This is a genomic window from Paenibacillus terrae, from assembly GCF_005217525.1.
GTDB lineage: Bacteria > Bacillota > Bacilli > Paenibacillales > Paenibacillaceae > Paenibacillus > Paenibacillus terrae_C.
Genome location: NZ_PNXQ01000005.1, coordinates 388,440 through 408,595, shown reverse-complemented (window position 1 = coordinate 408,595; position 20,156 = coordinate 388,440). Strand labels below are relative to the sequence as shown.

16 protein-coding genes are annotated in these 20,156 nt (G+C 48.0%); 11 read left to right on the top strand and 5 right to left on the bottom strand.

The genetic code is table 11. The features are described 5' to 3' along the window. The 6 genes from C1I60_RS25215 to C1I60_RS05050 all read left to right on the top strand — a co-directional run. On the top strand, positions 1-568 hold a 568-nt coding region (locus tag C1I60_RS25215; RefSeq protein WP_252361569.1), incomplete at its 5' end, for a helix-turn-helix transcriptional regulator. Then, entirely contained in the window at positions 565-2,349 is a 1,785-nt protein-coding gene (locus C1I60_RS05070) for a sensor histidine kinase (RefSeq protein ID WP_137060763.1), read from the top strand. The genes C1I60_RS25215 and C1I60_RS05070, both read left to right, overlap by 4 nt. Positions 2,350-2,649: 300 nt before the next feature. Further along, the gene (locus tag C1I60_RS05065) at positions 2,650-4,317 is read left to right on the top strand and encodes an ABC transporter substrate-binding protein (RefSeq protein WP_137060762.1); all 1,668 of its coding nucleotides are present in this window, start codon (positions 2,650-2,652) and stop codon (positions 4,315-4,317) included. A gap of 14 nt (positions 4,318-4,331) precedes the next feature. Continuing rightward, complete coding sequence (locus C1I60_RS05060) at positions 4,332-5,312, top strand: ABC transporter permease (protein WP_137060761.1); 981 nt, start codon at positions 4,332-4,334, stop codon at positions 5,310-5,312. Between the two features lie 467 nt (positions 5,313-5,779). Continuing rightward, positions 5,780-6,703, top strand: coding sequence for a carbohydrate ABC transporter permease (locus C1I60_RS05055; protein WP_137060760.1), 924 nt, complete (start codon positions 5,780-5,782; stop codon positions 6,701-6,703). 47 nt (positions 6,704-6,750) lie between these two features. Further along, on the top strand, positions 6,751-8,901 hold the full coding sequence (locus tag C1I60_RS05050; protein WP_434784369.1) for an endo-1,4-beta-xylanase: 2,151 nt from the start codon (positions 6,751-6,753) through the stop codon (positions 8,899-8,901). Positions 8,902-9,113: 212 nt separating this feature from the next. Here C1I60_RS05050 and hxlB read toward each other — a convergent pair whose 3' ends face one another. Continuing rightward, entirely contained in the window at positions 9,114-9,671 is a 558-nt protein-coding gene (hxlB, locus tag C1I60_RS05045; protein WP_137060758.1) for a 6-phospho-3-hexuloisomerase, read from the bottom strand. 5 nt (positions 9,672-9,676) lie between these two features. Next, a complete protein-coding gene (hxlA, locus tag C1I60_RS05040) occupies positions 9,677-10,312 on the bottom strand; it encodes a 3-hexulose-6-phosphate synthase (RefSeq protein WP_013312540.1) in 636 nt (211 codons plus the stop codon). Between the two features lie 431 nt (positions 10,313-10,743). Between hxlA and C1I60_RS05035 the strand changes: the two genes are divergently transcribed. Next, entirely contained in the window at positions 10,744-11,619 is an 876-nt protein-coding gene (locus C1I60_RS05035; RefSeq protein WP_137060757.1) for a DNA-binding protein, read from the top strand. A 192-nt stretch (positions 11,620-11,811) separates the two neighbouring features. On the opposite strand, the gene C1I60_RS05030 is transcribed toward C1I60_RS05035, so the two are convergent. Further along, positions 11,812-12,597: a methyl-accepting chemotaxis protein gene (locus C1I60_RS05030; protein WP_434784376.1), complete on the bottom strand. Its 786-nt coding sequence runs from the start codon at positions 12,595-12,597 to the stop codon at positions 11,812-11,814. Positions 12,598-12,845: 248 nt separating this feature from the next. Next, positions 12,846-14,081, bottom strand: coding sequence for a peptidase T (gene pepT / locus C1I60_RS05025; protein ID WP_137060755.1), 1,236 nt, complete (start codon positions 14,079-14,081; stop codon positions 12,846-12,848). Positions 14,082-14,257: 176 nt separating this feature from the next. On the opposite strand from pepT, the gene C1I60_RS05020 reads away from it, so the two are divergent. The 4 genes from C1I60_RS05020 to gpmA all read left to right on the top strand — a co-directional run bounded on the left by C1I60_RS05020 (position 14,258) and on the right by gpmA (position 19,664). Then, a complete protein-coding gene (locus C1I60_RS05020; protein WP_137060754.1) occupies positions 14,258-15,322 on the top strand; it encodes a LacI family DNA-binding transcriptional regulator in 1,065 nt (354 codons plus the stop codon). Between the two features lie 210 nt (positions 15,323-15,532). Next, entirely contained in the window at positions 15,533-17,827 is a 2,295-nt protein-coding gene (locus C1I60_RS05015; protein WP_137060753.1) for a glycoside hydrolase family 2 protein, read from the top strand. A 160-nt stretch (positions 17,828-17,987) separates the two neighbouring features. Next, a complete protein-coding gene (locus C1I60_RS05010; RefSeq protein ID WP_137060752.1) occupies positions 17,988-18,728 on the top strand; it encodes a Bax inhibitor-1/YccA family protein in 741 nt (246 codons plus the stop codon). A 186-nt stretch (positions 18,729-18,914) separates the two neighbouring features. Next, complete coding sequence (gene gpmA, locus C1I60_RS05005) at positions 18,915-19,664, top strand: 2,3-diphosphoglycerate-dependent phosphoglycerate mutase (protein WP_137060751.1); 750 nt, start codon at positions 18,915-18,917, stop codon at positions 19,662-19,664. Positions 19,665-19,742: 78 nt separating this feature from the next. On the opposite strand, the gene C1I60_RS25210 is transcribed toward gpmA, so the two are convergent. Beyond that, the coding region (locus tag C1I60_RS25210) for an alpha-amylase domain-containing protein (RefSeq protein ID WP_353505559.1) at positions 19,743-20,156 on the bottom strand (414 nt) is incomplete at its 5' end.

Genomic DNA, 20,156 nt, shown 5'->3' with positions numbered 1-20,156 from the left:
TTACGCCCCAGAGGCTGTAAAAATGAACTTGCATCAATGCGTAATCAGCATCGTGCGGGTCATTCAAAATATGCAGGGTGATGAACGCTCGCTTCAGTCACTAGAGCCTATGATGGGCTGGCAGGATATGAACCTGTCATTGGGTGAATTACAGCGGCTATTTACAGCTTTTGCCGAGGAAAGCAGCCGAATGATTGGAGTGTTGCGCAAGGAGCGTCAACAGGGAGGAATTCAGCACATCCGCACCTACATTGAGCAGCATGCGGCAGAGAACATTAACCTGAAAAGTATAGCAGCCCGCTTTTACATAAATCCGGTCTATCTGGGCCAATTGTTCAGAAAAACGTACGGGGTGTACTTTAACGAATTCCTGCTGCAATTACGGGTTCAGGAGGCTAAACGGTTGCTTCGTCAGACCGATTTGCGCATTTATGAAATTGCCGAGCGTGTGGGCTTTGGCAGCCCGGATTATTTTGTCACCCAATTTGAGAAATTGGTGCAGGCCAAGCCAAGCGAATACCGCAGTAGCCTAAATACCCGTGTGGAGCCGCAAAGGGACAGCGAATGAGGATGCTGCGCTCAACCCTTGACCATGTCCGCCTGCGGGATAAAATGCTGCTGCTGTATTTTCTCTGTGTATTTGCGCCAGTGGTGCTGACCAATCTGATTTTTTACCACGTCACCTCGCAAAATGTGAAGGAACAGCGTATGCAGGATATTTCCCGTGCGCTGGAGCAGATCAAAATTGAGTTTTACCGTGAGTTTGAAGATGCGATGGAAATCTCGTCTATCTTTTATACCGATCATCAGCTAAACGAACTATTGGAGCAAACATACCCCCATCCCGCTGAATATATTGCCGCCTATGATTCTTATTTACGTCGTATGTTAAACAATACTTACAGTCCTGTATACCATTCTGTGGATGGAATGACGATCTACACAGATAATCCGACTCTACTGAATTCCGGGGGGATCAGCTATATAGATGAGCGGGTTAAAAGCTTGTCCTGGTATGGCAAAATCCCGCCCGGACGGCAGTCCAAGCCTATATTTGTACGTACTGACGATGGTAACGGCGAGCAGCAGTATCCCTTTAGCCTGATTCGGCGGATGAACTATTTTTATTCCCAAAATGGCCGCGAGAAAATACTGAAAATAGAGCTGCGAATGTCGTCCATTCAAGAGATTTTCCATAATCTGAATTTGCGAGGCAGTCTCTTTCTACTCAACGAACGGGGAGAAATCGAATATACGACGGATCCCAAGATTGATATCAATCATAAGGTCGTGTCCTATAATACCCTCCAACAGCCCAAGGACACTATAGAGTTCAAGACAAGTTATGTGCTAACGAGTAATCTCAATGACTGGAGCATTGTGGCTGCGGTATCGGGCGATGAAGTACTGTATGAAATGGAGGAATCCCGCAATTTTATCCTGCTGTTAATCTGCATGAATATGCTGCTGCCTACTTTGATCATCATCTGGATTACACGTTCGCTGAACGTGCGCATTCATCGTATTCTGAAGCATATGAAAAAGGTGAAAAACCAGCATTTTGAACTGATTCCCGGTACAGAATCGCGAGATGAAATCGGGCAGCTAACAGGTGAATTTAATCGAATGATGCTCAAAATAAAGCGATTAATTAATGATGTCTATGTGGCGGATATTCAGCGAAAAAATTTGGAGATTCTGCGCAGGCATGCCCAGCTTAATGCACTTCACAGCCAGATCAACCCACATTTTCTGTTCAATGCACTGGAGACCATTCGCATGCGAAGCCTGATGAAGCATGAGGACGAGACAGCCCGCATTATTCATAATATGGCACGAATTTTTCGCAATTCGTTGGTGTGGAACAAGGATAGGGTTACGTTGCGTGAGGAGCTGGAGTTGATCCGTTGTTTTCTGGAAATCCAGCAATACCGCTTTGGGGAGCGGATACAATACGAAGTGCAGGCACGACCCGAGGACCTGGACTATCTGCTTCCCAAAATGGTTGTGCTTACGCTGGTTGAAAATGCAAGCATTCATGGCATTGAGCCGCTGAAGCATGGGGGACGCATCCAGATTCATTTTGAGTGTCGGGAGGAGAGGCTGATGCTAACGGTTCGAGATGATGGAGTCGGCATGTCTCTGGAACAGGTACAGCGGCTGTACAGTTACATGCAAAGACAGGAGGAAATGGGCGAGCGTATCGGTCTGCAAAATGTCATCTATCGTCTGAAGCTTTACTACGGAAGCCACTTTGAGCTTAATATTCGCAGCATACCCGGCGAGGGAACAGAGATTCGTATTTTAATTCCGGCGGATCGGGAGTCTTTTATTTCTTCCGCCCAATGATATCCATATGGTATAAATTACCTAACAATAGAACGGCTTAGGCGCGGTCGGCTTAATCGTCACGATTGTCATTGCATTAAAAATGGGCGCTGCTGCTGGATCGGCGTCTATTTTACGTTGTTAGGCCTGCCTCCTATAGTTTTCTAAGTAACACCTTTAGATTGGTGGGTGAACGAGATTCACGGCATTTCATAAAATGAAAGTGCTTACAATTAGAGTGCGCGGGGTTCCAGTGCTTGAGGCATGTCCGTACGATGTTCACACACAACCGACAAAGAGGCCGAAAGGGGATTATCTGGTATGGCGAGTAAAAGATTCGGAACAATGAGTCTAGTATTTATCATGATGGTATCTATGATCACTGCCTGCTCAGGAAGTGCGGGCAAGGAGCCAGCGCCAAGAGATAGCAAGGAGAAGGTCACATTCACGTATTTTAATGCCACTGCGAGGAGGGACATCAATACCAATGAAACGCGGATCGGCAAAATTCTGGAGGATCAGACAGGAGTAAACTGGAAGCTGGAGCATTTGGTGGGAGATTCCAATACGAAGGTCGGTACGTTCATTGCCAGTAACGATTACCCGGACGTGATTGTACCGGATGGCACAATCGATAAGCTGCTGGATGCCGGAGCCTTTATTCCGCTAAATGATTTGATTGATAAATATGGTCCGAATATTAAACGTGTATACGGACCGTATTACAACCTGATGAAGGCACAGGATGGAAATATCTATTTCCTTCCACTCAGTGCGGTGGTGGGTGACTATTTGCCCGCGCCTAACGTGGAGCAGGGAGCTTTTTGGGTACAGCGCAGGGTGCTGAAGGAGGCGGGATATCCAAAAATAAAAACGCTCGACGAGTATTTGACCCTGATTCGCAACTATGCGAAAAAGCATGCAGACGAGGGCTTGACCGGTTACTTGGCGTTAACCACACAGGATAGATTTTATGCTCTTACGAACGCGCCGATGCATCTGGCAGGGTATCCGAATGATGGCGGCACGATAATTGATATGAAATCGCATCAGGCCACGGATTATGGGGATGAGGAAACCACGAAGCGGTATCTCAAAGAGCTGAATCAGCTCAATGCAGAGGGCCTGTTCGACAAAGCATCCTTTGTGGATAATTACGATCAATATTTGGGGAAGCTGACCTCGGGCAAGGTGTTGGGCTTCTTCGACTACCGGTGGCAGGCGGAGCAGGCTCTAAATAACCTGCAGGAGGCTTCCAAGCAATCGGGCAATGATGATATGGAATATATAGGACTACCCGTTGTATACGACCAGAATATAAAGGATCAGTACATTGATCCGTCGTCATTCGTTAATAACCGAGGCATTGGAATTACGGTCAGTGCCAAGGACCCGGTACGTATCATCAAGTTTTTTGACAACCTGCTGACCGATGAAAACCAGGTGTTATCCAACTGGGGGATCAAGGGCGAAACCTATGATATAGATAAAAAGGGACGCTTTTACCGGACCAAGGAGCAAATTAAGCAGACGGGTCAGGATGCGTTCCGCGAATCATTCGGATTCAAATATTTTGAATACAGTTGGCCGCGATACGGTAGTGGTTCTACCCTGCCTGACGGCAACTCGGTTGGCCCCGGACGGCAGCCTGAGGTTGCGCGTATGTCCTACACCGAGGGGGATAAAAAGCTACTAAAAGCGTATGGTGTTGAGTCCTTCTCGCAAATGTTTTCCGCACCAGACGAGCGTCCATGGTACCCGGCTTGGAGCATCCCGATTGTCCAAGGCTCACCAGCGCAGCTCTTCCAGCAAAAGAAGGGCGACCTGCAGCGCAAATATTTCCCGCGTTTGGTGCTGTCTGCACCGGGGCAGTTTGACGCGATTTGGAATGAATATACCACCGAATTTAACAAGCTTGATGTAAAGGCGTTTGAGGAGCTGATCACGAAGGAGGTTGCCAAAAAAATCGAAAATCCCGGTAAAAAATAAAGGAGGAAGCAGCTATGGGCCACACGTCACCGCCACCTATCACGACTTCCTCGGGCAATTTGCCGTCCTCACGGCAAGCCGGCTTTAGGGGGGTTATACACAGGCTGAACCAGCAGCGGGCACTGGTATGGATGTCCATCCCTTTTTTAATCTGGTTGTTCATTTTCAAGTATTTACCTATCTGGGGTTGGACAATTGCTTTTCAGGATTTTAAGCCTGCCCGTAAGCTGCTCGATCAGCAATGGGTCGGGTTGAAGCATTTCCGTTTTCTGTTTCAGGATGAGCACTTTCTGCGGGTGATGCGCAATACGCTGGCGATGAGCTTCATTAATCTGGTGCTGGGATTTGTAACCGCTATCACCTTGGCAATATTGCTGAATGAGCTTCGTCAGATCGTATTCAAGCGAGTGGTGCAGACGATCAGCTATTTGCCGCATTTTATTTCGTGGGTGGTTGCGGCGAGCATTATCAGTACGGTGCTGTCTGCGGATGGCGGCATTGTCAATGAGGTGCTGATGTGGCTGGGGCTGATCAAGGAGCCTATCCTGTGGCTGGGCGAGGGAAGCTATTTCTGGGGCATTCTCGGTGCATCGGAAGTATGGAAAAATGTCGGCTGGAATACCATCATTTATTTGGCAGCGATGACGATGGTTGATCCGTCACAGTATGAGGCGGCTGAGATGGATGGAGCCGGGCGTTTCCAGCGGATTTGGCACGTGACCTTGCCAGGATTAAAGCCTGTGTTCATCATCCTCCTGATTATGAACATCGGCAATCTGCTGGAGTCGGGCTTTGAGCCGCAATATTTATTGGGTAACGGCATGAACGTGGATTACTCAGAAAATCTGGATATTTTTGTACTGAAATATGGTATTCAGATGGGCAACTTCTCCCTTTCGATTGCTGCCGGGATGTTTAAAACAGTAGTCAGCTTTATTTTACTATTTAGCGCTAATCATATTGCGAAGCGGTTAGGGGAGGAGAGGTTGTTCTGAGAAAAGAGTGAGTTATGGGGAGGGTGTATCGTCGCTTCGCGTGCAGATTGTTCTTCCGATCGCTGTTATCCCCAGATTCCTTTTTATCATAAAACAATAGAGGTTGGAATCCGGGAATAAAGGCGACCGCTGCCGCTTCTTCAGAACAATTCTGCCCGCTCCGCTGCTACCCGCCATAAAGTCACTTTTTTTAAGAACTGAGGGTGGTGATAACAGAAGGTGCGTGTTCATGCATACTACAGGTGCAGGTCAGTGGATTTTTAACAGGCCGCTTCGCGGACCTTACCAAGGCCTTATGGACGAACTGAATTACAACTTCTAATAGAGATAATAATCCGCAATAATCCACTCAAATTGCCACACATGTAACCACTCATATAACCGTTCCAAATAACAGTACCAACAGCTCCAATAACAATTAATCGAACTAGAGTACTTAAGCTATTTTTTAGAAAGGAGAGGGAGTTATGGGCAAAGGAAAAGCGTTGCACGGGCGGTTTCGGGCGCCCTCGGATCGGATTTTTGATGCGTGTAATATTGTATTTATGCTGTGCCTGATGGTGTTCACGCTGTATCCGTTTCTGAATACGCTGGCGGTTTCGCTAAATGAAGCGAATGATTCGATTCGGGGTGGTATTTATTTGTGGCCGCGTAAATTTACGTGGAGTAATTACGAATTTGTATTCAAGGAAGCGACGATTTTTCATGCTACGTTGATTTCTGTGCTGCGTACAGTGGCGGGTACGGTGACCTCGGTGTTCTGTTGTGCGATGGTGGCGTATACGATCAGCCGGCCGGAGTATGTGCTGCGCAAATTTGTCTCGATTGCTTTTATTTTGACGATGTATTTTAACGGTGGATTGATTCCAAACTTTCTGCTGATTCGTGAGTTGGGGATGCTCGGAACCTTTTGGGTGTATGTGGTACCGGGGTTGATTGGGGTGTTCAATGTGATTGTGATTCGCTCCTTTATTGAAGGCTTGCCGGAAGGGATTTTGGAGTCGGCGCGTATAGATGGGGCGGGGGAATTTACGACTTTTATGCGTATCGTTTTGCCGCTGTGTGTCCCGGTGCTGGCAACGGTGTCGCTGTTCACGGCGGTGGCGCAATGGAACTCCTGGTTCGATGTATTTTTGTACAATTCGTCGTATGAGCAGTGGAGCACCCTCCAGTATGAACTGATGAAAATATTGCAAAATTCCAACACGTCCGTGAATACTCAGGATTATGCCAGCCAATTCGCAGGCTCGGAAAATCTAGCGAAGTCGGTCACTCCTACTTCGATTCGTGCCACGATGACGATTGTGGCGTCTGTGCCTATTATTTTGGTGTACCCTTTTTTACAAAAATATTTTGTGAAGGGTATGACTCTGGGCGGTGTCAAGGGATAAGCAAGAACCGGAAATATGTGAAACTCACTTTCTTATATTTTAAAAATATGGGCACGGGAGGGATTGCGTTGAGGTCATTTTTGTACAAATCTTTTGGTCTGGTGCTGGTTGGGGTGCTGTTATTGCCAGTGGGGTGGTGGGGCCCGTCTGTAGCGGAGGCGACCCCAACTGTGGAACATTCCCCGCCAGTTGCGGATACGGTTCTGGCGACTGGAAGTGTGGATAAGACCATCGGGACGTATGGATTTGAGCAAGGCAATAGCGAGGGCTGGAAGCCTCGGGGGGCTTATACCCAAATCGCGTCCGTCTCAGAAGCTGCATATGGCGGCGTACACAGCCTGAAGGTAACTGCTCGTACGGAGGTTTGGAACGGTGCGGAGCTGGATGTGAAGTCGCTGTTGCAGCCGGGTGTGGAATATGAGATTAGCGGCTATGTGAAGCTGGACGGTAATTCTACGACGCCGAGCTTGATCAAGTTTACGATGGAGCAGCAGCCGACAGGCGGGGCTACGACATGGAAGACAGTTGCGCAGACGGAGAAGATGGATACATCATGGGACAAACTTCAAGGGAAATATACGTTCACAGGGGGGATGGATACACTGAAGCTGTATGTAGAAAGCTCGAATCCTGCGCAGGGCTATTATCTGGATGAGGTGGAAATCAGGCAGGTATCAGAAACGCCAACGGAGCCGACCGGTGGTATCGTATCCAGTTTCGAAGATGGTACGGCTCAAGGCTGGGTAACCCGTATGGGTACCGAGACAGTGCAGGTGTCGAATGTCGATGCACGAACCGGATCGTACAGTCTGCTGACGACAGGCAGACAACAAACATATGCCGGGCCAAAGCTGGACGTGACTGCTACGGTGCAAAAGGGAAGTCGCTATACGGTTAGTGCCTGGGTGAAGCTGGCGCCTGGCGAGCAGCCTACCAAGGTAAGACTCAGCGTACAGCGCGATCATCAAGGTGAAAGTGCATATGAAACGGTGGTAGGCGACACGGCGATCACGGTAGGGGGATGGACGCATTTGACTGGAACGTATACGTTCGCGCATGATGCCGATAACGTTTCGATGTATTTGGAAACGTCAGAAGGGACGGCTTCCTTTTATGTGGATGATTTTGAGCTGTCACTTGTTCCCCCGCTTGCGATTGAGAAGGATATTCCTTCTTTGCATGGATTGTATCAGGGGCAGTTCAGCATCGGTACGGCGATTGAGGCTTTCCAGACCGAAGGGGCTTACGGTGAACTGCTGCAAAAGCATTTTAACAGCGTCGTGGCAGGGAATGCGATGAAGCCAATCTCTTTGCAGCCGTCCGAGGGACAGTTTCATTGGGAGGAAGCGGACCAGATTGTGCAATTTGCACAGCAGCATGGGATTGCTATCCGTTTCCATACACTGGTGTGGCATAACCAGACCGGGGATTGGATGTTCAAGGATAAGAATGGACAGCCGATGACACCGACCGCGGAAAATAAAAAGCTTTTGCTGGATCGGCTGGAGACGCATATTCGTGCGGTTGCAGCCCGTTATAAAAATGTAATCACCGACTGGGATGTGGTGAATGAAGTCATTGATCCCGACCAGCCGGACGGTATGCGCCGCAGCAAGTGGTATCAGATTACCGGCACCGATTATATTGACAAAGCCTTCCGTGTCACGAGGGAAGCGGCAGGTCCGAACGCCCGACTGTTCATTAACGATTACAACACGCATGAACCGAAGAAACGGGATTTTCTGTACCATTTGGTGCGTGATTTGCTCGCCAAAGGCGTACCGATTGACGGCGTAGGTCACCAATCACATATCCGGCTGGAGTTTCCTGCTATTGACGAAATTGAGCAGTCCATTGAAAAATTTGCTTCGCTCGGCCTGGATAATCAGATTACAGAGCTGGATATGGGCCTGTATTCTAATGATACAGATCGCTACGAAACGATACCTGAAGCCATGCTGATCCAGCAGGCTCACCGCTATCGGATGTTGTTCGATATGTTTTCAAGGCAGCGGGAGCATATCAGTAATGTGACGATTTGGGGTACGGATGACGGAAATACGTGGCTCAGTACGTTCCCGATTGCCCGGTTGGATAAGCCGCTGCTGTTCGACGAACGGTTAAAGGCCAAATATGCCTATTGGGCGCTTGTTGACCCGTCCAAAGTACCGCCGCTGCCAGCAGGGAATAACGAATAGCAACATAGGTATGGATTCGACGTAAAAACCATTTCTATACGCCAAAAGGCAGGCCGTCTCTGACATGTCACAAGGACACGCGAAGGACGATCTGCCTTTTACTGTAAAACAATACTATATATAGTTAACTAAAGATAAAACCAGTGGAACAGGAACGAAGCAAGCATCATCCGACCGTGTAATGGCGCCTCATGCACATTTTATATAGCGCTCTACTCCAGATTGGCATGTTGACCAAACATAGATTCAGAAGTCAGCTTGCGTAGCTCCATCGTTCTGAGCACCAATGCATCGCCATACAGCAGCAAGGTTTGCTCAAATAGTGAACCCATGGGTTGAATGGTTTGGTAATCCTTGTTGGATGGGTCCTTGGGTGCGCCTGGAAGCTTGACGATCATATCAGCCAGCTTGCCAATGGTCGATCCAGGGGAAGTGGTCAGAAGTGCCAGGGAAGCCCCCAGCTTTTTCGCCTTTTCTGCCATCGAGATCAGACTTTTAGTTTCACCGGAGCCTGAACCGATAATCAGCAAGTCGCCTTCGCCCAAGCCGGGAGTTACCGTTTCCCCGACCACATAAGCCCGAACACCCATATGCATCAGCCGCATCGCCAGCGAACGGATCATGAACCCGGAACGGCCTGCGCCTGCGACGAACACCTTATTCGCAGCGGCAATGGACTGAATCAGTTGCTCTGATTCCTCATCACTGATTAGCTGTGGAACCCATTGCAGTTCCTTGAGCACCTCGGATAAATATTGAGAGGTTTCCATTGGAATTAACCTTGTTTAATGAGCTGCTGCATTTGGGAAGCAACGGCTTTTTTGTCGTCCTCGCCAGTGATCCCGCCGCCGACAATAACCAGATCCGGTTGAGCCTTAACGACCTCAGCCAGTGTGCTCAGCTTGATGCCGCCAGCAACCGCAGTTTTGGAGTTTTTCACGACTTTTTTGACGGTTTGCAGTGCTTCGAACGGGCTCTGTCCTTCAGCTTGCAGATCATAGCCTGTATGCACGCAGATGTAGTCTACGCCGAGAGCGTCGATTTCTTTCGCACGTTGCTCCAGGTTTTTAACACCGATCATGTCCACCAGGATTTTTTTGCCGCCTTGTTTTTTCGCTTCTTCTACCGCACCTTTGATCGTTGCATCTTCAGCTACAGCCAGAATCGTAACGATATCTGCGCCAGCTTCGGAAGCCTTCAGCACTTCGTAACCGCCTGCATCCATAACCTTCAGATCAGCCAGCACTTTCAGATTCGGGAAGGCTTCTTTCATTGCTTTTACCGCATGAAGTCCCTCATTGATGACAATTGGAGTACCGATTTCTACGATGTCAATATACGATTCTACTTCTTTTACCAATGCAATGCCTTGCGGGATATCTACTAAGTCTAAAGCCAATTGAAGTTCCATGTTATTAACTTCACTCCTTTAGTGAATTTGTATTGGATGAACAGGTACATGCTCTGTTGAATGCTGTGAATACTTTGGTTTCATGCACAGGTTTGATTGTAAGCCCCAGGTATCCGATTGAAAAGTACGCACTATTTCGTAACGTAGTTACCCTGATGATACTATGACTTCTTTTTGACCTCCTTTGGAGGACCTGATTACATCTTTGTTATGGATTATTTCTCTAGCATGATTCATTTATTCATCGGCTATAAACCATACACGACAATCTTAGGTTGCAAAAGAAACTGCATATCTATGATTGAATTGACTTCAAGTTAGCATTTGTCTATATTTGTAATATACTGGTATGCGGAGGAACGACAACGCGGATGCTCCTGATGAGAATACATGGGTAAACGTCATTTTCAGAAATAGGGAGGCGGGTTTTAGTGGAAGAGGTCCTGAATCAAAGGGAAGCTATTTATTTGTTGTCGGACAGCCACGAACTCGACAAGGCTTGTGAGTTGTTTAGAATCAGCTACACACATAACGATTGGGATGAAGCGAACAAGGTTGCAGACTATCTGCATGCTTTGGCTGAAAGCCTGTATCACATCCAACTGAGAAATGCTGCGGACGGCAAGCACGAGACGTTGAATACCAAACATCCATTGGTATTTTATTATGCATACAGTTATTTGGCTAAATCTATTTATTTTCAGAATAAGGGTAAGTATCAAGAAGCTAGAGAATATATTATGAAGTACGGCGAAATGGGTTGGTTTATGGGGCTGGATGAGAGCGGCCATGAAGAAGTGGAAAGATTTCGTTTTCTCGCCAAAGCCAACCTGTACACGGTTGAATTGCTTTCGGGAAAACGGGAGCTTCTGCCCGAATATGTTCAATTTCTTCACGACAATGATGAGGAACTGCTTCCAGGATTGGTCGGTATTGTCGAAGCAGCTAATTTGAATAATTGGAATATTGACGATCTGCTGAATGATTTTGCCCACGATATTGAGATATTTGAAGGTTATGAAGATAGAGGAAACCGCGTATATTATTTAAAGCTTGTTAACCAATTAGCCATTTATTATTTCAAACAGGAGCAGTATACGGTTGCGTTAAATTATGTTCTTGCTTCTCTGCAATTCTCTGTTAGTGTAGAAGCAGATGCCGATTTCAGGACATTGGTGGCTCTGTTTGAGGCTTATCGAGATTTGGCAACATCCTCACAGCAAGAGCAATATCAAACCATTTTATTAAGGGGGCTTCATAATGAAAAAGGCTTTAATCTCGGTAACTATGGTCTTGGTGTTTCTTAGTATTGTGGTTCCGGCGGGTACTCTACTGGGTGAACTAGCCCCCGTGAATCTTGCCAATCACGGGGTGTTCTCTGATACTGTTTAAACTTGATTTGATTGATGAGTCCCGGCAGGGGTTTTATAAATAAAAGGGAGTACACTTTAACGCTTTTTGCGATAAGTGTGCTCCCCTTTTTTCTTGCGGAATTACATTTATTTCACAATATAGGAAGTCAGGTTGTTAGCTAACTGCTGCATCGTTTCACTCGCTTGTTGCATACGATCCATCACCTCGGTAAAAGAGCTTACCAGCGTTGCTTGCTCCTGCGAAGAAGCAACAATTTGCTTAATTTCCTCTTCCATCTGACGAACAGAGTTTTGTACATCCTTGAGAGCCGCTTCAATATCAACCGTCGCTTTTTTGGATTCTACCGAGAGCTTACGCACTTCTTGGGCGACGATACCAAAGCCTGCTCCTGCTTCTCCGACACGTGCCGCTTCAATGGCAGCATTTAATCCAAGCAGGTTGGTTTGGTCGGAGATTTCTTTGATAAATACAGCGACCTGATTGATTTTACCCGAGTTTTGTACGGCAATTCGGGTGTTCTCCAAAATCTGTTCACTGGTAGCCTGTAGCTCCTCGGAGTGTGCTGCTACATGCTGCACCATGTCAATGAGATGCTCGGTGATGGAAAGGTTCTCAGTCACGATTTGATCCAGTTGATTCTTGTTAGTCAAATTATAGGAAGCAGCAAATGCTGCAACGACCTCGCCATTTTCGCCAAACACAGGAATACTAACCATATCAAGAGGATATCCCAGCAGTTCAGCAGGAATGTGGGTCAGGCTCGGCTCGCGCCCATTTTTAAGCATGGAAAAATTTTGGTAATCCTTGAGCAGCTCCGAGCCGACTTCAAAGCCGAGATCCATGCCCTCCGACTCGCTATAAGCCAGAACATGAGTACGGTCAAAAAGCGCAAGAGTCACCTTTTCACGCATAATTTGCTGTATATAGGGGATTGCTCCAATTAATGCATTTAATGAATCCAATTAAATTACCTACCTTTCTTTACTAAATATATTTTTTATAGCCTTGTATTCATTGTCGGTCTTTTGAGTGATAAAAGTTATAAAAATATTGAAAATTTAAGGAGAATGAGGGTTTCAAAAAAAGGCATATCGTTTCCATTACAAAACGATATGCCCTCGTATTTAATCTTGGAGTGTCAGCGTTTGGTGTAGTCGGTTCACTTGCCGCGCTGTTCGAACAATTGAACGATTTCAACAATAACCTTGGTTGCAAGTACCATATTGTCCACCGATACATATTCAAACTTACCGTGATAGTTCTCCCCACCCGTAAAAATATTCGGTGTAGGCAGTCCCATATAGGACAGCTGTGAACCATCTGTACCGCCGCGAATCGGCTTGATGATCGGATCAATTCCCAGCTTTGTCATCGCTTCATGGGCAACATCCACGATGTGCTTGACGGGCTCGATTTTCTCCTTCATGTTGTAATACTGATCTCTCAGCTCCAGAACGATACGGTTTTCCCCATATACGACTTGCAGCTCTTTTACCACGTTCGTTAAGTAAGCCTTCCGGTTTTCAAAGCTTTCACGATCAAAATCACGGATGATATAGTGTAATTTGGCTTGTTCTACCGTACCCTCAAATTCCAGCAAATGATAAAAGCCATCGTATCCGTCCGTGTATTCCGGAGCTTCATTCGCAGGCAATCGTCCGTTCAGCTCCATGGCAATTTTGACGGCGTTAATCATTTTGTTTTTGGCTGTACCGGGATGGACATTAACACCGTGAATAGTAATATGGGCGGCTGCGGCGTTAAAGCTTTCATATTCCAGTTCTCCAAGCGGTCCACCATCTACTGTATAGGCATATTGGGCACCGAAAGCAGCTACGTCAAATCGTTCCGGTCCTCTTCCAATCTCTTCATCCGGTGTAAAGGCGACGCGAATCTTGCCATGCGGAATTTCCGGGTGATCCAGCAGATAATGTATGGCTGTCATAATTTCTGCAATCCCGGCTTTGTTATCTGCACCAAGCAATGTGGTGCCGTCCGTCGTGATCAGGGTATGACCTTTATATTGAGGCAGCTCGGGAAACTCGCGCGGAGAAAGGTTCACACCCAGCGACGTATTCAGCGTAATGTCGCCCCCATCATAGTTTTCCATCAATTGAGGCTTTACCCCTGCGCCAGTCATTTCGGTAGCGGTATCGAGATGGGCCAAAAAGCCGATAACCGGGACCTCTTTATCCGTATTGGAAGGAAGAGTTGCCATGACATAACCGTTGTCGTCTATGGTTACATCTGTCATACCAATGGCTTTCAGTTCGTTGACCAGCAGGTTGCCCAGTGTGAGCTGTCCGGGTGTAGTCGGGCAAGTGTTGCTGCTTTCATCGGATTGGGTATCTACCTGAACATAAGTGGTCAGGCGTTCAATCAGTTCCTGTTTCATGCGTATTTCCTCCTTGTGTCATTTCTGATATGCTACATATTTTATCATGATTGGACTTGTTATATGAAAAATTTGGCTTACCCTTCTACAACGACAGCTTGTGTTGCACGGAGACGACGAGTAAGATAACAGTAAAAGAACGTAAAAATGGAGTAAAACCATCAAAGGAGTCTGCAATGCCTACGTTAAAAGATATTGCTCAGGAGGCGGAAGTTTCCATATCAACAGTTTCCCGAGTCTTAAATTATGATGAAACATTGTCCGTTTCGGAGGAAACACGGCGTAAAATTTTTGAGGTTGCCGAGCGAATGAAATATACGACCGTTAAACGTAAAAATGGAGGCATCGGGCGTCAGTCCCGTAAAAAGGCCGAGGGGCCGATCCGGCTCGGGATGGTTCATTGGTTTAGCGCGTATGAGGAACTGGAGGACCCGTATTATCTCTCCATCCGGTTCGGCGTGGAAAAGGAATGCCGCCAGAGCGGAGCGCAATTGGAGCGGATTTTCCGGCGGGAAGACCTGTCCGCACTGAAGACGCTATCCGAAGGGCTGCACGGGCTACTCGTGCTCGGGCATTTTAGCAGCAAGGAAATAGAGCACATGCTGGAGCTTTCCATCCCTTGCGTCTTTCTGGATCACCCGGTAGAGCGTACAGGTGCGGACTATGTCGTCATTGACCTCGCTCGTGCTGCGGCAGACGCGCTGGATTATTTGATGAACGCGGGCCATCGTCACATCGGTTATGTAGGCATGGGCAAGGATGAGCAGGCCCATGATTCCGATCAAGCGGAGATGGATGCACGCTATGAGACCTTTTTGCGGTATAAAGGGCAGCATGGGCTATGCACGTCGAACGACATTCATGTATGCGGCGGAACGGCGGCAGACGGCTTTCGTGCGATGGAAGCGGCAGTTCTGGCAGGGTCAGAGACCCTGCCTACAGCCTTCTTTGTTGCGAGCGATTCGGTAGCGATTGGCGTATTAAAGGCGCTGGAGCAGCATCAAATCGCCGTTCCTGAACGTATTTCAATCGTCGGCTTCAATGATATTCCGACAGTGGAATATTTGACACCGTCGCTGACGACGGTCAAGACGTATACCGAATTGATGGGAGAAACAGGCGTTCAGCTCTTGCTGCATACGGTGCGCAACGGTCCGAATGAGGTTGGTCGCAAGGTCACCATTCCAACCGAACTGATGATTCGTAACAGCAGTGGACCGCCGTTTACCGACTCGATATAGAAATGTGCTCCATTGTGTATTTCATGGTCTTCACAGCTCCGGATGCCGGGGCTGTTTTTTGTATGGGCAGAAGAAAAAACGGAATTGACAAATGCTTTGTAAATGCTTACATTAAAAATATATTTATTTTACTAAGTTTTACTAATTATTTTTACTTAAATATTTTACTATGATATCAGATTGAAAAATAAAAGGTTGAGGTGACTGCCCATGCGTACCATTTTGCCGTTGAATGACCAGTGGTTTTACCGTCCTGAATATGTTGAGAGCGAAATAAGCGCAGGAATCGATGTAAGTCGGTATGAGTCTATTCTGCTGCCACACACCAATGTAGAGCTGCCTTATAACTATTTTGACGACAAGGCTTTCCAGTTTGTTTCCACGTATAAAAGAGAGTTGGACATTCCGGCCAATGCCAAGGGGAAACGGGTGTACGTCGATTTTGAAGGGGTCATGACTTATGCGCAGGTATATCTGAACGGGGTAAAAGCGGGAGAACATAAGGGAGGCTACACACCGTTCAGTATTGAATTGACCGGACTTGCCGAATACGGCGGTTCCAATGTACTGACGGTCATCGTCGATTCCACGGAGCGGGACGACATTCCTCCTTTTGGGGCAGTCATTGACTATCTGACCTATGGCGGTATTTACCGGGAGGTGCAGCTGCGAATTGTCGAGCCGGTGCATCTCGGCACAGTATTCGTGCAGACACTGGAGCCGCTTGCGGCAAGCAAGGCGGTACGCGTGGTTGTGGAGCTGGAGGGGACTAGCGATCAGGAGAACGATTTGACGGTCGCTTTGCGACTGCTGGACAGAGCGAGCGTGAAGGCGGAGACCGAACCAACAGCAGTGACGGGGGCGGAAGTGACGCTGGAGCTGAAAGAACTGAACGGCTTGCAGCTATGGGATATAGATGATCCCAAGCTGTATGAAGCAGAACTAACGTTGCTGCGAAACGGGGCTGAGATAGATCGTCTGACCGTGCGTTTTGGCTTCCGCGAAGCCGAATTTCAGCCGGACGGGTTTTACCTGAACGGGCGAAAGATCAAGCTGCTTGGCTTGAACCGCCATCAGTCTTACCCGTATGTCGGCTATGCCATGCCGAAAAGAGCGCAGCGCCGTGACGCCGATGTACTCAAAGAGGAATTGGGCCTGAATATGGTGCGGACATCGCATTACCCGCAGTCCCGTCATTTTCTGGACCGTTGCGATGAGATCGGGCTGCTCGTTTTTGAGGAAATTCCGGGCTGGCAGCATATTGGCGGCGAAGCGTGGAAGGAGCAGGCGGTCAGGGACGTGGAGGATATGATTATCCGTGATCGTAATCATCCGTCAATCGTGATCTGGGGCGTGCGGATTAATGAGTCGCAGGATGATCATGAGCTGTACGCACGTACCAATGAGCTTGCACGCAAGCTTGATCCGATTCGTGCGACGGGTGGCGTGCGCTATATTGTAGGGAGCGAGCTGCTGGAAGATGTGTATACGATGAACGATTTCGTTCATGACGGCGGGCATAAAAAATATTTGGCGAAGGAAATCCGCAATTTCGATACGTATGACGATACAGAAGGTGTAGATGGGGAAACGACAGGTTTGCGCCAGCCGTCCCTCGTCACCAAGCTGGATCATCCGGTTCCTTATCTGGTGACGGAATATAACGGGCATATGTACCCGACCAAGCGCTTTGACCAGGAGGAACGGGTGATGGAACATGCGTTGCGCCATACGCGGGTGCAGAACGCTTCCTATGCCGATGAAGGCATTGCCGGGGCGATTGGCTGGTGCGCTTTTGACTACAATACGCATGCAGATTTTGGCTCTGGCGATAAAATCTGCTACCACGGTGTGATGGATATGTTCCGCCTGCCCAAATTCGCAGCGAACGTGTATCGCAGTCAGAAGCGGGTCGAGCAGGAAATCATTCTGGAGCCGGTCACTTACTGGTCACGTGGCGAACGGAACATTGGGGGCATCGTACCGCTGGTTGTATTCACCAATTGTGATGAGGTGGAATTCATTTATGGCGACGAACGCAAGGGCGTCTATCGTCCAAACCAGGAAAAGTATCCGGCTCTTCCGCATCCTCCGGTCGTTATCGACGAACTGACAGGTCACTGGGGCATGAAGTGGGAAGATGCTGTGTTCATCGGGTACATGGACGGTCAAGAAGTGATTCGCAGACGCTACTCTCGTAATCCGGTGCCGACGGAACTGCGTGTAGCTGCCGACGATACAGCGCTGGAGGCAGGCGATTGGGACGTGACGAGAGTTGTGGTGGATGCTCTGGACGAATACGGGAATGTCCTGCCTTTCTATGCTGATCCGGTTTCCGTGGAGGTGGAGGGAGCAGGTGAATTAATCGGTCCGTCCAGCCTATCGCTAATTGGTGGGCGTATTGCGTTCTGGATTCGTACGAAGGGTGAGGCTGGTAATATTCGCGTGAAGGTTTCCGCGCCTTCCCGTTTCGATCCGCAGGAAGTAAGTATTCTCGTGCAATAGTTGAAGGAAATTAATCTGTATGACCTGATCCTCTAACTCTAGTTTGCCGCAAGGTGAGCTAGAGTTTTTTTGCTTTGGAAATTTTCTGAAACTTTTTTTAAATTGTGCCGATATATACATATGGCATAGTAAATACACATCGAAAAGGAGCATCCCCTTTATGAGCTTTAGCAATCCGGTTTTACGTGATGACATCTTCGTGCGCGAAGATGAAAGAGAAGTTAGCGAACAGCGCATGACCATCGGAGGCACGATCAACAAAACACTGCTCCTGCTGGTTCTGCTGATCATCGCGGGCAGTATCACCTGGTATATGACTTACAATGGTACAGTTGAGGTCTTATCCTTTATAACCGCAGGCTCCATTGGCATGGTCGGCATAGCGCTGGCTATATCCTTTTTCCCAAAATCAGCCCCGTTTTTATCGCCTGTTTACGCGATTCTGAGCGGCTTTGCTTTAGGCGGGATTTCAGCTTTCATGGAATATGACTATCCGGGTATCGTGGCGAATGCGATTTTGTTGACGGTGGGCATTTTGTTTTTGATGCTCTTTATGTATACACAGCGAATCATTAAGGTTACCCGGGGCTTTATCTCCTTCGTTGTTTTATGTACGTTGGCGATTTTCCTGGTGACGCTGGTTGACTTTATTTTGAACTTTTTCGGGATGAACGTTCCTTATATTCATGAGACAGGCTTGCTTGGAATCGGTATTAGTCTGTTTATCGTTGTGATTGCGGCTTTGAATCTGCTGCTGGATTTTAATTTCATTGAAGAGCAAGCAGATCAGGGCGCGCCGAAATATATGGAGTGGTATGGCGCTTTTGGATTGCTAGTGACTTTAGTGTGGCTGTATGTACGGATATTGGAGCTGTTGTCCAAATTCAGTAAGAGAGACTAAGTGCCTGCAATTAATCTATATTATGTAGTCTTTCCTGTGCAGATATGTGCAGGATACGAAGATTGGGATGGCTAATGCCGTCCTTTTTTGTATATAAATGAAGAATAACCTGTTTAAAAACTGCATTTTACGTTAAATACATAGAAGTTAGGTAAAACATAACGACAGTAAGTAAGGAGTGGGGCAATGTATCAAGTGGTGCTGGTGAGGCATGGAGAGAGCGTGTATAACCGCCAAAATCTGTTTACAGGCTGGACGGATGTAGACCTGACCGAGCAGGGAACCCATGAAGCCATAGAGGCAGGGCGTATTCTCAAGGAGAATGGGTATACGTTTGATCTGGCGTTCGCTTCAGTGCTGAAACGATCCATTCGTACGCTGTATCATATTTTGGACGAGCTGGATCATTTGTGGATACCCGTGCAGAAGTCGTGGAAGCTGAACGAACGCCATTATGGTGCTCTTCAGGGACTGAGCAAGCTGGATTCTGCCGTCCAATACGGCGAGGAACAGGTTCATATCTGGCGACGCAGCCTGACAGTGCGACCTCCCATGTTGGATGAACAGGATGAACGAAGCCCTCGCAGGGAGGAACGATACCGCAACATTAAGCCGGAAGAGCTGCCGCTCGGAGAAAGTTTGGAGGATACGGTGCATCGGGTTGGTGAGTTTTGGAAGCAGCGGATTGTACCCTTGGTGCAAAAAAAGGAACGGGTCATTATTTCCGCGCATGGCAACACCCTGAGGGCATTAATCAAGTACATGGAGAATCTGGACGAAACCGCACTGCTGGATTTGAATATTCCGACAGGTGTGCCGCTGGTCTACGAGCTGGATGAGCATATAGATCCCATCCGGCGCTTCTATCTCGGTGATCCAAGTCATGTGGAGGCGAAAAAGCAGGCCGTGGCCAACCAAAGCAAGGTAACGGAGTGATTTTCGATAACAAAGAGGACAGGGAGCTTCGTTGCATCCTGTCCTCTTTGTGCTGGATATAAGTTAAAAAGAGATAAATTAAGCGTTCACGTCGTCTTCTGCTTCCTCCAGGCTGTCGTCCTCGCCGGGAAGCGCCCATACCGATACACTTCCGGCACGAACCGGGAATACGCCGTAGCCATCCTGTTCAATCTGTACGATATGGTCGTGACGGCCTGTTAGATCGGTCCATTGCTCTCCTGCGCGGTGTTTTCCCACAAACATACGCTTCTGCCCGTCGTCGGCGTTGGTGACCACCACGGCGCAGCCGGAGCCTTTCAATTCAGACACGCCCTGACGTACCCATCCAATCGTATGGGGATCATCCAAATAATCCTTTTGCTCACCATAGGCTTTATGATATCGGGCGTACAGGAGCGGGTCGAGCGCGGCCTGCTTGCCTTTTACGGGCGTTTGCCCTTGAATGCCGTAGTAATCGCCGTAGAATACGCA